This is a genomic window from Bradyrhizobium sp. UFLA05-112 (genome assembly GCF_053572325.1).
On record NZ_JBANBK010000055.1, the window covers coordinates 19,464 to 34,647 of the forward strand.

At 60.9% G+C, this 15,184-nt stretch carries 15 protein-coding genes; 6 read left to right on the top strand and 9 right to left on the bottom strand.

Going from position 1 to position 15,184, the window contains the following annotated elements; all coding sequences use genetic code 11:
- Positions 1-195: 195 nt before the first annotated feature.
- The 6 genes from SO180_RS27730 to SO180_RS27755 all read right to left on the bottom strand — a co-directional run bounded on the left by SO180_RS27730 (position 196) and on the right by SO180_RS27755 (position 7,634).
- Positions 196-933, bottom strand: coding sequence for a hypothetical protein (locus SO180_RS27730; RefSeq protein WP_449382009.1), 738 nt, complete (start codon positions 931-933; stop codon positions 196-198).
- A gap of 21 nt (positions 934-954) precedes the next feature.
- Positions 955-3,210, bottom strand: coding sequence for a polysaccharide biosynthesis tyrosine autokinase (locus SO180_RS27735; protein WP_449382010.1), 2,256 nt, complete (start codon positions 3,208-3,210; stop codon positions 955-957).
- Positions 3,211-3,483: 273 nt separating this feature from the next.
- Entirely contained in the window at positions 3,484-4,104 is a 621-nt protein-coding gene (locus SO180_RS27740; RefSeq protein WP_449382011.1) for a hypothetical protein, read from the bottom strand.
- 152 nt (positions 4,105-4,256) lie between these two features.
- Positions 4,257-5,726 carry an O-antigen ligase family protein gene (locus SO180_RS27745; RefSeq protein WP_449382012.1) on the bottom strand — a complete coding sequence of 490 codons (1,470 nt, stop codon included), beginning with the start codon at positions 5,724-5,726 and terminating at the stop codon, positions 4,257-4,259.
- Between the two features lie 24 nt (positions 5,727-5,750).
- On the bottom strand, positions 5,751-6,338 hold the full coding sequence (locus tag SO180_RS27750; protein ID WP_449382013.1) for a hypothetical protein: 588 nt from the start codon (positions 6,336-6,338) through the stop codon (positions 5,751-5,753).
- A gap of 93 nt (positions 6,339-6,431) precedes the next feature.
- Positions 6,432-7,634, bottom strand: coding sequence for a polysaccharide biosynthesis/export family protein (locus SO180_RS27755; protein WP_449382014.1), 1,203 nt, complete (start codon positions 7,632-7,634; stop codon positions 6,432-6,434).
- Between the two features lie 262 nt (positions 7,635-7,896).
- On the opposite strand from SO180_RS27755, the gene SO180_RS27760 reads away from it, so the two are divergent.
- The 3 genes from SO180_RS27760 (at position 7,897) to SO180_RS27770 (ending at position 10,245) form a co-directional block, all read left to right on the top strand.
- Positions 7,897-8,466, top strand: coding sequence for a hypothetical protein (locus SO180_RS27760; protein WP_449382015.1), 570 nt, complete (start codon positions 7,897-7,899; stop codon positions 8,464-8,466).
- Between the two features lie 76 nt (positions 8,467-8,542).
- Positions 8,543-8,818, top strand: coding sequence for a hypothetical protein (locus SO180_RS27765; protein WP_449382016.1), 276 nt, complete (start codon positions 8,543-8,545; stop codon positions 8,816-8,818).
- 164 nt (positions 8,819-8,982) lie between these two features.
- Complete coding sequence (locus tag SO180_RS27770; protein ID WP_449382017.1) at positions 8,983-10,245, top strand: hypothetical protein; 1,263 nt, start codon at positions 8,983-8,985, stop codon at positions 10,243-10,245.
- Between the two features lie 11 nt (positions 10,246-10,256).
- Here SO180_RS27770 and SO180_RS27775 read toward each other — a convergent pair whose 3' ends face one another.
- A complete protein-coding gene (locus tag SO180_RS27775) occupies positions 10,257-10,880 on the bottom strand; it encodes a transglutaminase-like cysteine peptidase (RefSeq protein WP_449382018.1) in 624 nt (207 codons plus the stop codon).
- Positions 10,881-11,071: 191 nt separating this feature from the next.
- On the opposite strand from SO180_RS27775, the gene SO180_RS27780 reads away from it, so the two are divergent.
- Both SO180_RS27780 and SO180_RS27785 read left to right on the top strand, forming a co-directional pair.
- A complete protein-coding gene (locus SO180_RS27780) occupies positions 11,072-11,809 on the top strand; it encodes a metallophosphoesterase family protein (protein ID WP_449382019.1) in 738 nt (245 codons plus the stop codon).
- Positions 11,810-11,866: 57 nt separating this feature from the next.
- Positions 11,867-12,532 (top strand): hypothetical protein, encoded by a 666-nt coding sequence (locus tag SO180_RS27785; protein WP_449382020.1) that lies wholly within the window; start codon positions 11,867-11,869, stop codon positions 12,530-12,532.
- Positions 12,533-12,669: 137 nt separating this feature from the next.
- Here the strand turns inward: SO180_RS27785 and SO180_RS27790 are convergent, their stop codons facing one another.
- Positions 12,670-13,113, bottom strand: a complete 444-nt coding sequence (locus tag SO180_RS27790; RefSeq protein WP_449382021.1) for a hypothetical protein — start codon at positions 13,111-13,113, stop codon at positions 12,670-12,672.
- A 502-nt stretch (positions 13,114-13,615) separates the two neighbouring features.
- Positions 13,616-13,864: a hypothetical protein gene (locus SO180_RS27795; RefSeq protein ID WP_449382022.1), complete on the bottom strand. Its 249-nt coding sequence runs from the start codon at positions 13,862-13,864 to the stop codon at positions 13,616-13,618.
- A 163-nt stretch (positions 13,865-14,027) separates the two neighbouring features.
- Between SO180_RS27795 and SO180_RS27800 the strand changes: the two genes are divergently transcribed.
- Positions 14,028-15,179, top strand: a complete 1,152-nt coding sequence (locus SO180_RS27800) for a hypothetical protein (protein ID WP_449382023.1) — start codon at positions 14,028-14,030, stop codon at positions 15,177-15,179.
- The last annotated feature ends 5 nt before the right edge of the window (positions 15,180-15,184 follow it).

Here is a 15,184-nt window from a genome sequence, read left to right on the forward strand (position 1 = left end):
CCTCGATATCGAGACATGGTCGATTCAGAGCATCGCGTACAATGCGTGCTCCAGACTGTTCTGCAGGGCCTTGCATTGTAAGTGGTGGCGCATTCGGGCTTGTTGCGCTCGTCTGCCCGTGTGCTTGAAATCCTACAAGGAGTGGGAAAGCGACGACGGCCAAACCATATGCAAAAGCTCGGAATCGTACTCCGCTCATCTCCAAGGCCTTTCATCTGTTTCAATACCAAGAATCGTTGGTTTGAGTCCCTCGATCGAGAGCCGCTTGGCAAGGCTCCGTCGATTGGCGATATCCACCCTCTCCAAGCTGGCGAGCAAGCGCTGACGATGTGCCCAGCCTACCCCCATCAGATTCGCAGCAGCGTCTTCGATCAATTCTGAATCGACCAACTCGGCAAATTCGGAAACAACGATTGCCCGGGAGGTCTCATTAAGTCCCGAGAATATGGCCAAGGCCACCCGGTTGCGACGTAAAGCGATCCACCCCTCGTTGGGCCCAGACGCATAAGACTGTTCTAAATAGATGATGTTGTTGGCATCGAAGCCGTTGCGTGTCGTCGCTATCGAATACAGCATCAACCAGAGAAACGAATCGCTGGGAGTCCGGGCAAGCGTTGCCCTGACTTTGCGCTCGGCGGCCTCCACTTCGCGATCCGCCTCGCCCGAGCTCTTCCGCTGCATCGCCTCTTCGGCCGAGCGCAACATCACCAAAGCTTCCCCTTGGGAGAACTCGGGCTGCAACATAAGCGGCCGCGGATCGGCCTTCATGCGCTCCAGCACGCCAGCAAGGACGCCCGGTTTGAAGCGCTCGTCCGCGATAATGCGGGCGACGATGTCGCGTCCCGATGTCGTCAGGGTGAACGACGGCAGCGCGGTCAACGACCAGGCTAAACCAATAAAGCCGAACAGGAACAGCAACGCGCGCGAGCACATTCGCCGTCGCACCAAGATCTGCTATTCCACATACCCGTAGCGAGCATAATACTTCTGATAATAATAGCGACCGTGATAGGACTCGTATCGCGCCAGCGCCTTGGTGTCGGCCTTGTTCAGGACCACGCCAAGCAGCTTGTCCTGGATCTCGGGCGAGCCGCGCAGATTGTGCCTGACTACGTCGATCTTGGTCTTGCCCCACTCGACCACGAACACGTAGGAGTCGGTAAAGGACGAGGTGACACGGACGTCAACGACTGGTGCCATCGGCGGCATGTCGAGCACCACGTAGTCGAATTTCGACCGAAGCAGCGTAACGAGTGCATGCATCGCCTTGGAGGCGAGAATCTCGTTGGTATGCAGGAGTTTCGAGGTGGTTCCTGCTGGCAGGATCGACAGCTTGGTCTCGGGATCAACGATCAACGTATCGTCCAGCTGCGCCTTCTGCGCAACCACATCGACAAGTCCGATTTTTGCATTGGGCACCAGAGCCCGCGACAGAGAGGGATTACGCAAATCGGAATCGACCAGAATCACTCGCGCCCCGCTATGTGCGATCAGCTGCGCTAGGTTGGTCGACAGCGTGCTCTTGCCCTCATTTGGCAGCGTCGAGGTGACCGCTAGCACACGATTCTCGCGCACGATGGAATTGAGGTCCACCGCTACCTTGAGCGAGCGCACCGCTTCCGCAAAGCGCGAGAGTGGGTTCTCGATAACGTAGCGCAGGAGATCGGGCTGCGGGTTGTCCTTCTTCGACCTTTTATCAGCGAGAAACGAGGGCACGGCAGAGCCGCTTGATAGCGAAGGCAAGATCGCAATGCAGTTCGCGCCGAGCACCTCCTCAACCTGGCCGGTGGTCCTGAAGACCCTATCGGTGAGCTCGCGTGCCATGGCCGCCCCAAAGCTGAGAACGAAGCCGCCAAACAACGCCGCCACCAAGATGATCAATGTCTTGGGATAACTCTTCACCAGCGGCGTAGTCGCCGCGCTGATCACACGCGCTTCGGTGATCGGGAAGGACTGCTGCTGTACGGATTCCATGTAGCGTTGCAGAAAATTATCATACATCGCCTGGTAAGACTGCGCATTGCTCTCGAGCTCACGCAGCTGCACCTGTGCCTGGTTGGTGAGCTGAGATTCCGAGACGACGTTGTTGAGACTCGACCTGATGCTCTCCTCGCGCGTCACCGCGATATCGTACTCACTCTTGTAGGATTCCTGAATGCGCTTCAGCTCGTCCGTGATGTTCCTCTTGATCTCCGCCATCTGCCTGCGAAGATTGACGGCGGCAAGGTGATCCGATCCGTACTTCGCCGACCAGATCGATTCCTTCGACGCCATATCGACGTACTGCGCGCGCAGCTTGACGATGGTGTCGTTCTTCAGCGCATCCGTGACGTTGGCGTCGGGAATGTCCTGCTTGAGGATGTCGTTCATGCGATCGAGCCGTGCCTTGGCCTCGGCGGTGGCCGCATGTGCCAGCACCAACTGGCTGTTCACTTCCGCAAGCTGCTGCTCGTTCATCAGCCGCCCGCCGGTATCGACGATGTTATTGGCGGTCTTGAAATCGACGACCGCCTTCTGCGCGGCGGACGCCTGCGTGCGCAACTCCTTGATGCGGTCCTGCAGCCAGACGCTGGCGCGACGGGTCGCTTGGTACTTCGCCTCGAGCTGGTCGACGATGTAGGCATCTGCGATCGCGTTGGCGATTTTCGCAGCTTTGACAGGATCTTTGGAAGTATAACCGATCTCCATGACGTATGTCAGGCCGAGCCGCTTGATGGTGCGGTTCTTTTCAAATCGCTCCAGTGCCTTTCGCGTCAGCTCGAACTCGGACGGCGCATGGCCGTCGGAAAACAAGTCTGCAACAAAGCCGATGACAGCGCCCAAGACGCCGCCGCCGGGACCGGCGAACTCGGGGTCATCTATCAGGCGCAAATCGCGGATCACAGCCAGGCTAATGTTCTCGGACTTCAGGATCTCGACCTGGGTTTCGACCGTCGCCGAATCCACCGCGATATCACCAAGCACCGACTGCTGCTGGAACAGCTGCACCTTGCGGGTGTCGATCACCATTTGGGCGGTCGAGGTGAACTGGGGCGCGGCGGTGAAGAGATAGAGCAACGCCAGGATCATGCAGGCCGATACGATGGCGACCATCGTCGGGAATTGCCGACGGACGATTTCGACGTAGGAGGTGAGCGTCTGGGACGGGGAGCTGTCGACATCGGCGAGATCCCGGTTGATCTCCGACGTCGGCTTATTCACCTGCAGCATTGGGCAATTCCTGAAAGCATCCCCCATCAATTCCGGAGAACGCATCGACCAAAGACGGTTACGTGAGCGAAGGTACTCAAAGGGCAAAGAACCGACATGCACATAGCATGCTAGCGGCCGCGGCTGAACTCAATTGATGCAGTGCAACGAGATCTGCACATTACATCTTGCACGAAGCTTAACGGGAAATGCGAAACGGCGCCTCGGAAAGCGCCGCTTCATGATCAGATGATGATGCGCGATCGGCTGGACCGCGTCAGACTTGGCTGCAGCTCAGCGACGTGGGCTGGTGCTGCTCGTCGTGCCGCCCACCGAGCCGCTGCCCATGCTCGAGCCTGAGGTCGCGTAGTGCAGGCCGCCGAACGAGGAGGCGCCGCCGTTCGATCCGCCGAACGCAAAGCCGCTCGATCCAGTCGAACCGCCTGCACCGGAGCCACCACCGCCGGCGCCACCGCCGGTTGCCGCGATCGCGACATCGCCGGTTGCGGCCTGGTAGGCGGCGATCACGTCGGCGCTGTTGGTGCCGGCGATTGCGTTCTGGATTTCGGTTGCAAAGGCCTGGTCGCTCTGCGCGGCCATGCGGGCGACCTGGGCGAGACCGGCGACGATCGCGCGCATCTGGTCCTTCGTCGTCGCGGAATCCTTAAGCAGCCCGATCAGGGCGTTGAGCGTCGAGGGATCCGAGGCGCCGAGATCGCGCACACGCGAGATCATCTGCGCACCGCCGGTCGGGAATTGCTGCAACAGGCTGCTCGGCGCGCTCTTGAAATCCGAGATGACCTGAGCCGGCAGCTGACGCTGCGGCGGATAGACGGCAGCGCTCGCGGCCGTTGAAATCGTTGCGGCCAGAGCCGCGGCCGCAGCCAAGCGAAGCGCAAAACGAATCGCGCGCATAATTAGACCCTCCAAAAATATCAGCTTGCCCCCTGCCGCGGGCAAATGACGCGTGCAGCGCGGAACCTAGCCGAACAACCCTCGGCTGTCTACTCATACTGAAAACTTCGTTAAGGCGGCAACTGCTTCAAAAATAGACAGTTTTGTGAACATCAGGCACGCGCCGGGACACCCCTTTTCGTCTTCTCATCCCGCGCACGCTGGGAGCCTTCTGCAACCTGCGCCTCAACCTCCGGCCGAGCCTCGCCCGAGCGGAAGGATTGCGCCAGCCCCGCGCCAAAAAGCGCAAAAAACGGAATGCTGTAGCCGGGGACCTGGAGCGTGAAGTCGAGGCACGAATGCAGCAGCGACAGCGTCGCGGTCGCCGCGGCCGCAAGCGGGATGATGACATCGCGCCGTCGTCCGAACACGCCCTTTGCCAGAATCACAGACATGATGATCCAGGCCGTCGCCACCAAAAGTGCCATGGGGATGCCGACTTCGGAGGCGAGCTCCAGCGGAGTCGAATGCGCCGCATCCCAGATGCCGCGAATCGAAATGTTCGGGCTGCGATAGGGCGGGAAGGCCCACTGGAAGGTGCCCATGCCGGTGCCGAACCACGGGTTGTCGGCGATGATTCGCAAGGTCGACTTCCAGGCCTCCACGCGACCTTCATCGACCAGGCCCTGGCTATCAAAGCGGCTCGAGACCCGCCCGCCAAGCAGTTGCATCAGGCCGAGCGCGACCACCACGCCGGAGCCGAGCGAGATCCAGATCCCCGTCCTCGGCGGCAAGTCTCTTCTCAAGAAGATCGTGAACGACACGATCATGGCGAGCAGCGACAGGCCGACGCCGGCGCGCGAGCCGGTCATGAACATCGCCATCAAACAGACCAGCAAAGCGAGAAGCTGCGGCAGGATTTCCCGTGGCGGAATCTCGGCGAGATCGCGCGAGAGACGTTTCCAGTCGAGGCGTCGCTCAGGAACGCGGCGGCGGACATCCTCCAGAATCAGCAGCATCCAGACCACAGCGGCCGAGCCGAAATAGGCCGCCGCGGTGTTGCGGTTGATGAAGGTGCCGGTAACGCTGCCGAGATAGGCGGTCTTGTCCCGCCACAGGATCATGGTGGGCTCGATCAGGAACGAGGCCACACCATAGAGCGCGTAGACGCCGCCTGAGATGGCGATCACCCAGAGCATGCGGCGCGCCCGCTCGCGGTCTGCCCCGACGGTGATCCCAAGCAGGATCGCCAGGATGTTGGCAAGCGGCGCGCCGAGCGCGAAGAAGGCCTCGTTCTTCACGATGGACACTGACGGGGCGATCTCCTGGCCCAGGAGGTCGGACGCCTGCTTCCAGATGGGATGAAACGGCGCGATCCAGGGGTGATCCGAGAGCTGCTCGTGCAACACGAATGCGTAGGCAGCGATCACGACGGCGATGCCGGCGATCATCCACAGGTGCGGCCTTCGCAAATCGCGCGTGGGCGCCACACTAAGAGCAACGCCAAGACAGAGGCACCAGAACGCGATCGAGAGATCGTTGGTCGAGCCGAATGGGAACGGCGCGCCGGCCACGACGAAGGACAGGATAAAGGTGGCCGGAAGACTCCAAGACCAGCGGATGTTCAGCGAGCCAAGACGCATCCTCGTTACGGCAAGGCCTCTCCTTTAGAGGACGCAATCAATCGGATAGATCTTCAGATCAACGTTCAAACGGCTGTTTCTGGTTTGCGCCCGAAAGGCAAAGAACGAGCCGCCATCATCGCTTGACGGCTCGAGCTTGATTCCGGGGGTGAGCTCGTCCGGCGGCACCAGAAGCCCGATGTGGCGGTTGATCGCGGAAATCTCTATTCTTTTGTGCCCCTCGCCAAAGTCTCCCGCAAGCTGGGTGACCGTGACCTTTGGCAAGCCCCGACGCTGATGGCACGCGTCCTCCTCCCAGATCTTCGTCTGCTTGACCAGCGGTTGGCCGGCGGTGTCAGGGAGCACGATATCGGAAAAGGATGGCCGCAGCATACCGAAAAACCGGCTCTCTTTCGAATTGGCGGACAGGCGCACCGTAAACGACAGCGATCCCTTCGCACCCGGTAAGTCTCTAAGAATCGACGCGTTCGGCTCAGCTGAAACGATCACATCGATCCGATGGCGCACGCCAAAGCTCGTACCAAGGCTCGTTTGAGCCCACGCCGATCCGCCGCCGAGCCAAAGCGCAGCGGCAATCACGACAAGCGCGCGGCCCGGCAACCAGCCTTGCATGTGTTTTCCCTTAAGTTCAGCGAACCGCCTCCTCAACAAAAATGGCACCGGGAAAGCCCGGTGCCATTTCTTCTCGTTCGTATCGGGCCGATCTTACGGCGCCAACTTGATGTTGTTGCGGAAGATCAGCGTGTCGTTGGCGAGGTTCACCGCATCAGAGCCAGTCGCCATGATCACCCGCAGATAGGTCAGGAACTTAGCAACTTCGACGTTGCGCGAGTTCGAGACGTAGATGATGTCGCCGTTCTTCATCATGACCTTGGTGGCGAGGAAGAAGCCGCCCGGATCACGGAAGTTCACGTTGAAGATGACCGGGATCGTATCAGAGGTGTATTTGTTGACGTCGACGCCGAGCTGGGCAGCAACCTCACGCGGCTCGCGACGATAGAGGAACACGGCAGCCGGATCGGCCTGAGCGTCGAGGAGACCACCGGCCTTACCGACCGCTTCGCCGAGATTGATGCGCCAGGCGTCGAAATTGAACTCGCCGCTCTGCCCGCTAGCACCGAACGCCAGGAACTTCTGCTGCTCGCGATAGACGTAGATGCTGTCGTCAGGACGCACGTAGATATTGTTCTCAGGCGCCATGACCAGGTTCTCGAACGGCACAGTGGCGCGCTTGCCCTGGCGCTCCAGCATGACCCAGGTCTCGAAGCCCTGACCCTTGATGCCGCCCGAACGAGTGATGGCGTCAAGCACCCTGTCCTTCGCGCCCGCCGCGCTCGCCGGGAAACGGGTCGGCGTATTGACTTCACCGAGCACGCTGATGAGCTGCGTCCGCTGCGAGGACATCGCCACGACAACCTGCGGCTCGATGGCGCGGTTGGCGATCTTCTCAACGATCGAACGCTGGATTTGGACTGCGGTGAGGCCCGCCGCCTTCACCTGACCGGCATAGGGCACTGTGATGAAGCCGTCATTGTCGACAGTCTGGTCTGGGATCGTCACGAAGTTGCCGGGACGAACGCCGGCTTCCGCCGGGATGAACAGACCGCCTGCGGCGGCTTCGAAGATGGTGACGCTGACGACGTCGCCGATGCCGAACACGATGCTGGCCGGCGGCCGCTTGTCTGTGAACGCACCTGCAAGCCCCTTGGGCTCGTGGGTGTGCAGGATCTTGACCGTGGCCGGATTCAGCGGGACGAGTTCATACTCTGGCGCGCTGGCCGTCTGAATGTGATTGTTAACGTCATCCGTGAGAGGTCCCGAACCGGGATTGGTCGAACAGGCGCCTAGCGCCAAAGCCACCGCCAAAAACGCCGGCTTGAATACAAAAGTCTTGGCAAAGGAATGCATGAATCGCGCCCACATAGTCCCCATTTACCCCTGAAGTGGTACGGCGGGTTGGGCGGTGCGACAAGAGTTCCACGCCGTTTCGCAAGCGTTATGGCGACGACTGTTGCTTGCAGGCAACTCTTAGGAACTCCAGCTAAGCCTTTGTGACCATTTGGTGTAACTTTCTTGCTCGATCGGTGGGCAGCGTGCCCGATGTGGGGCCGCTGCAAAATCCGTGGCCGTCCTGATAGAAGTCCGAACCGTTCAACTGATGGGAGCCCCCGTGCCCGTTTTTGCCATTGCCTTGCTCGGACCGCTGCTATCGATCCCGCAAGGGGCTCCCGTCGGGAACCGCTGCCAGAGCGGCCCTCCGGCCTTGGGTTCCGCCTGCGTCTTTTCAATTGCCGCGCCGGCCGCCCCCTCCTCCACCTGGAAATTCACCCGGACGCAGGGGGCTAAGGAGGGGGAAAGCTTCGCCGCCATCATGAAGACGGCCGACACGACTCAATCCGATCTCGACTTTGCCGGCCTGATCGTCCGCTGTGCGCCGAAGGGCAAGATCGACGTGCTGGTCGCGTTGATCCGCCCCCTCCCACCCCGAAGCCGCCCCCAAGTGACAATCACCTCGGCCTCAGGCGGCTCCCAGACTTTTGAGGCCAGCATGGCCGGCGCCGGCGTTGCCGTGCTGCTGCCCGACGAAGTCGCCGCCTTCGCCGGGGGCAAGTGGCAGGTGACGGCCTCGCTGACCGTCACGGTCAAAGAAAAAGAAAGCGACAGCGAAATCAAAGGTCTGGTTGCCCTGAATGGGTTGCGGGAGGCCTTTAATTCGCTGCTCACGAATTGCGGCCAATAGGCCAAGTTTAGCCATACGACTTAAGGGTGTCTTAGGGTCTGGAACCTTAGGGTCCGGAGCACGGGGAGCGTTTCGGATGGCTGAGTTCTTGATCTTTAGTTTTCTCGTGGGAGCGGTGTTGGGCCAGCGTTTCCGCGTATTGGTACTCCTGCCGTTGACGCTCGCGATCGGGCTGATCGCCATCCCGATCGGCATGATCGCTCAAATCGCATTTCTTGAGGGGTTGAAGGATTTCGCACTGTGCGCAACCGCGCTTCAGGGCGGGTATCTGTTTGGATCGCTGGCGCGTTTCTGGCTGGCCGCGGCGCGTGCCTCCCGCGTCTTCGTGCGGCCACTGAAAACCGCGCGCTGAAGTCTTCCCCTCCGCACGATCTGAAGGTCTTCCCACGCGATTTGCAAATTCCATCCACACCATCCGCGCCTGATGGCGCATTGTGATGGGGCCGCCCGCTTGAAATGGGGCTGACGGCTTGTATGGTGGCCTCACTGTTTCAGGCCTTTGTTCGAGCGCGCCGGTTGTCCCTCGCTTATTTTGCCCTCATCTTATCCATTGCTTCGGCAACCATCCTCGAAATCGGCGGCGCCAGGTTCGGTGCACAGCTCGGGATCGCGGCAGCCAGCGTCAGCCTGCTGGCTGCCTCGCTCAATGCAGGAAAGGCCGACTACGAACACTACCTGCGGGCGAGCTCGTGGGTCGGTTGGGTTTTGGTCGCAATACCCGCCGCTATCGCGCTGCAGATGATCCCAGTGCCGCTTGGCGTAGCGCACCCGATCTGGGCCGGCGTCCATGACGCGGTGGGCGGCCTTGCTCTCGGACCTATCACCGCCGACTTCGGCCTGACGTTGAATGCCCTGCTCGTTTCGCTTGCGGCTGTTTCGCTGCTCGGCGTGACCATCGTAGTAGCGCGCGATCGCGGCCGCGCCGAATTGATCCTGTTCGTCTTGAGCGGGATCACCACGCTATCCGCGCTGACGCTGGATCTGCACCGCATATCGCCAGCCTTGGGCGACGCATCGCCCGCGGGACTCGCAACCAGTCTTGCCGGCTTTGGCTTGCTGCTCAACCTTGCCGTCATGCAATTGGCGGCAGAGCGCGCCGAGACGCGTCACCCCCTCTCGCGCTCCCTCGCTGTGGGAGCTTGCGGCCTGATCGCCGCGCTGATCAACGCGCTCGCCATCTTTGGATTTTCGAACACGAACAGCGCCGTTGCGGCCAGCCTCGGCTTTGTGCTGTTCGTGCTCATCCTGATCATTCGACGCCTGGACCTGTCGACCATCGCGGCCACAGCGCTGTCAATTGCGGCTCTCATCGGCACAGGCATCGTGCTGGGCTTCGTGTTCGAGAAGAGCTCGGGATCCGCCTTGCTGCGGTTGGTCTCCGAGCTCCCGGGCGAAACCAGAGCCACACTCGAGCGGATGCTGGCGGATACTCGCTGGTTCGGCGCAGGTGCAGGCAGCTTTGCGGCCGTAGCGAGGATCTATCAGAGCGACCCCGGTGAGGCATTGCGGCCGCCCTCGGTAGCGGCCGCCATTTTCATCGACATGGGGTGGATTGGCCTTGCTGCCGCTATTGTCGTAGCGAGCGTGCTGTTGGCGCGGCTTTTCTTAGGTGCCTTGGAGCGAGGTCGCGACTCGTTCTTCCCCGCGGCTTCCGCGGCCTGCCTCTGCTTCGCGCTTGTCGAGAGCTTCGCAAGTCCCGGCCTGCTGCACCCCGCAGCAATCCTTTGCCTCTCGGTGATGGTAGGCCTTGGGCTGTCGCAAAGCATCAGCTCGCGCTAGCAGCCAGAGCCTCAGACGTTGCGATCCCCCAAGGATGCCCAATAATTCGGGTTCTTCGGCGATTGAATACGCACCCAACGATAGGGCTTCTTCGACCACGGCAGGATGTGCGAGGTGAGATTGTCCAGCACGAGGTCGCCAGAGAAGGTGCGCACCACGACGACAAGGTGATGCTCGCCCCAGGTGGTCACGACCTCGCTGAGCAAAACCGAGCGGGCCGGCCAGCCCTTTGCGATCAGATCGTGGCGTTTTGTCACAGCGTAGTCGTTGCAGTCGCCGCTGGTCGGGTGCAGCAGCCACTTCTCGCCGCGCAGACCCTCCAGATTGGGCTCGGGCCGGATCGCAGCGTTGACCTCTTGGTTCACGTCCTGAAGCTGTGCCACGCGCTGGGGCGTCAGTTTCAGCCGACCGCCCCTGAACACCATGCGAGGCGGCTTGCATTCGTTCCCGTACTTCAAGCAGAACATCGTGAATGCCATGGGCGCCAGCGTCGGCTGATCGAACTTGATGTATTGAATGGCCCCGCGCAGGTTGATCGGTGCGGAGACGAAGGCCGCCTTGGCACTCTGCTGAACCCCGATCGCAGCCCCGAACACGGCGGCTGCAACGGTTAGGAATTTTGCTACTTTGCGCACTGTGCGCCCCCCGTTTTTCTTCGGGAGACCCTACAAAAGGCGTCTTGAAATACGGCTCACCGGGGCAGTCGCCATTGAATCAAACTCAAGGCGACGCTTTCTGAAACAATTAACAATACCGAGTGGACACTTGCTCTGCTAAGAGCACGATGATTTGCGCAGCTCAAGAAACAGGCGATTCGACCGACCAAATGGGCCTTTCCCGACGCTTACGTAAGAAGACCAAGCCCCGGCTTCCCGATGGCGTCCGCGTCTATGCGATCGGCGACGTGCACGGTCGCTCCGATCTGCTTCAATCCCTGTTAACCGTGATTGATGCAGATCTTGCACGCTCCGCGCCCGGGCGCGCCATCCAGGTCTTCCTTGGCGACTATGTCGACCGCGGTCCTGACTCGCGCGGGGTGCTCGACCTTTTGATCGATCGCTCAAGGACCCATGAGACGGTGTGCTTGAAAGGTAACCACGAGATCTTCCTGCTCGAGGTGTTGAAGGACCCGGCCCGATTGCAGGAATGGCGCCACTATGGCGGCCTGCTCACGCTGGTTTCCTACGGCATCACGCCCACCATGAATCCCAGCGCAGAGGAGCAGGTCGAGCTGATCGAGCGGCTGAAGCGCGCTATTCCGCCCGAGCATCTGGCGTTTCTCCGGCAGCTCCCATCCTCCTTCACCTGTGGCGACTTCTTCTTCGTCCACGCCGGTGTGAAGCCGGGTGTCCCGCTCGAGCGACAACGCGACGAAGACATGCTCTGGATCCGAGAAGAATTCCTCGCCTCCGAGGAGCGCTTCGGAAAGTATGTCGTCCACGGCCACACGCCGGTCAGCGCGCCGGATATCCGAGCGAACCGCATCAACATCGATACCGGCGCCTACGCCACGGGCAACTTGACCTTGCTGACGATCCAAGGCGATAGTCTGCTTGCGCTCTAGCGGTTGGCTCTACACATTCGGGCTCGCCGCAAAAATTAGTTACTTAGAGTTCATCTCATGCACTCGACGAAATGGCTTCGCGGCCTTGGTATCTGCATTGCAACGGTGCTGATCCTTTACGCCGGGTTGAGTTTCTATGGTGATGTTGTGCCGCAGAGATTCCGCGCCAGCGACGTATTCGCGGGCCCCATCGCGCCGACGAACGCCAACGAATCATCTGGCGGCAGCTTTGCGCGGCTGGTGTCGTTTGATGGCGACTTGCTGGCGAGTGAGGCCGCGCGGATGGCAGCTCAGGTCATCCACCATCCGGCCAGCGACGCTAACGCTCGGGCCACGGACAACAAGTCGGCGCAAGGCGCCTTAACCGCGGCGCTCAAGATCTCTCCGATCCGACCCGCACTTTGGCTGGCGCTAGGAACGCTGAAAGCCGAAATGCGCGAACCGGCGACAGCATCGCTGAAGATGTCCTATTTGACCGGCACGGTCCCGGTGGACGTAGCATTTTCCAGGCTTCAGACCGTGACATCGACCTCGGCAGCATCTGACGAGGAAGTTCGGCTCTTGGCCCAATCAGACATCCGCTCGGCGCTCGCGAGCCGCGCACGCTTCGATGCGCCCTTGATCGCCGTGTATGTGCAAGCATCCCCAGAAGGGAAATCGCTTCTGCTCAGAGCGACCCAAACCATCGATCCCAAGTTCAACGCATTGCTGAAAAAATACTAGAGCGCGATCCGGAAAAGTGTGAAGCGGTTTTCCCTCACGACAAACGCGGAACGCTGCGCGGAGATGCCAAATCATAACCTTAAGCGTGATGACGATTCATCCCAATCTCATCGCGCTTTGTTCATCTACCCCGGCTCTCAGCGCCTGGATCCTGGCGCCATCGGAACGAAATCCTCCTCGCGCCGGGGCTGGTCCGATCCGCCCTGATAAACAAACATGCCCTTCTTGGTCTTGACGATGTCACCGCGCTGCAAGCTTTCGTCGTTGAGGACGCGCTCGCTTGCGACGATATCGGGATCCTCTGGGATCGGCACATTGAGCTCGGGACGTTCGCGACGCTCGCGCGCGACGTCCTTTGCCCGCCGCTTTGCCTCTTCAACCCGTTGCCGCCATTCGTCGCGCGAGGGCTCGGGCGGACCCGGCGAGATAAAATCGTTGAGCGTTGGCCCGGGCTCGTCCTGCGCCAAGCAGACGGGCAGCGATTGAAGAAGCCCGACAGCAAGGATGACAACAACGGCAACGCTGCGGGAGCCATGTCTTCCCTGCGCGAAAACCGCGCCGATGTGGTGAGCGGTCTGCAACGTCACAGCTCCTGGAGAATGGGGGCCACGGACAAGATGGACGAGCGCCTCAATTCGAGCTCACCTCGTACTTGATTGCAAGAAGGGCTATTCGCAGGCAACCTTGTCTTTCAATTCATATGGCTCGGGCTGTTTTTCGCAGCCGCGCTCCCTTTTGCGGAACGGGGCCGGGCTTTGGCGCCTTACCGCCGGCTTGAGGCGCTACCCCGCGTCCTGTTTCCGTAGTACGGCACAGCGCGACCGCCCCTGGTAAGCGGAGCTTGGATCCGGCTCGGAATATTCGGGGTTGCGTTCGGGGACGCGGGCTGGGACGGGTTGACAATGATCACGTTGCGATTAGGCGTCGAGGGGTCGTTGACCCCCTGAGCCGAGACGGCGCCCACCGGGCTGACAAGCGCGACCACGACCAGAATGACACGGTTCATCACAATATCTCCCGAGCAAGAACGTCGGGGAGGCAGCCACTGTTCCTTCAGGGCTCCTTCACGCTCATTGGGGCCGATTACCGAGGCACGGCAACCAGCTTGCCATCTTTCCAAACCCCTTGAGCCGCCATTCCGACGGGCAAGCTACCGGTCGTAAGGTTTCGGATCGCCGTCGGCCGCGATGGGCTCTGCGTCGTCTGCGTCTTGTTCGTGCTCGTGGTCACGATGCTGGTGCTGGTCACGTTGGCCGGATCCTTCACGCCCTGCGCCAAGGCAGGCTGCATCAGAAGGGCCGAAAGCGTGAGAGCTGGCAGGATGACGCGCATGGTCGAGCACCGGTAATAGACATTTTCCGGAAGTGTCACAGGTTTCTGTGCAAAAGCAAGCGTCTTGGCGGACCTAATTGTCCCGGTAGTGCTTCGGTGATGTGGGCCCGTTGCGCGCAAAAACCTAGCGAACGAGCGTCATCCGCGCTACTTGATCGGCTTGATGACCGATCCCGGCGATACCACCGACACGACCGCGAAGACGCAGGCGATCAGGGCCGAGTTCGTTCGTGTCCTCTCCGAACGGGTCCGCTCCATCTCGACCGACCCACAGCAGATGCGGAACATGGTCTATGAGCTCGCCCGTCTCAAGCTCCTGGAACAGTTCACGCACGCAGACGCTCGCGAGTCTCGTGAGATATTGCAGGTCCTGGAACGCGCTTTTCAAGACGTTGAGCAGTCCTTCGCGCGCAACGATGCGCCGGTTCCGCCGGATGGCGCATCCCCATTGCCTTTGGCCACGAAAGGCTTTCCTGCCTCCTTCCCTAAGGTCGAAGGAGAGACACCACGTCCTTCCGTTGCGGCTCCTCCCCCACGGCTAGCCGACCGGCCCAAACGAGCCGGAAACATCAACTTCCTTGTCCGCCTCGCCGCGATCCTCCTGCTCGTTGCGATTGTTGGCACTATCATCGCGTCTTGGCCGCGGGTCAGAACGCAATTCGCCGCGCTATCGCAGCGCTCTTCCACGGCCGCGCAACCCCAACCAGCACCCGCCCCGCCTGCGAGCGAAAGCGCCGAGCGGCTTTCGGGCGTACAAAAAGAGGTGCCCCAGCCCGCGCCCCCCGCGATGCCTTTACCGGTCACCTTTGGCGTTTACGTTTTAAGCGATGGCCAGCTTCAAGAGCTGAAGATGGTGCCCGGCAAGATCCCCGATCGCCGCGTTGCGATTTCGGCCGCGATCACCACGCCCAGCGCAACCACGGTAACCAGCGGAGACGTCAAGTTCATCGTGTTCAGGCCAGATGGAGGCATCGACGCCGCCGGCACGGAAGTCCGGGTCGTCGCAAAAGTTTCACGCTCCATGGGTGTCGATGCCACGGGGAAGGCGGCGATGGTGAATGCCGGCGACTCCTGGGTCATCCGTAGCATGTCCTTCCCCTACAAGGTCGGTCCCGTCGAGGATCAACCCAGGATGCTGTTGCTGCAGCCAGAGCAGGACGGCTTCACGCTCTCGCCAGGCCGCTACATCGTGGTGGTCAAAGGCATGGGCTATGATTTCACCGTGGCCGGTGACGTGACCGACCCGAACCAGTGTGTTGAGCGCATCAACGCGATCAACGGCGCGTTCTATTCGCCCTGTCCGCCGCGACGATAGCTAGC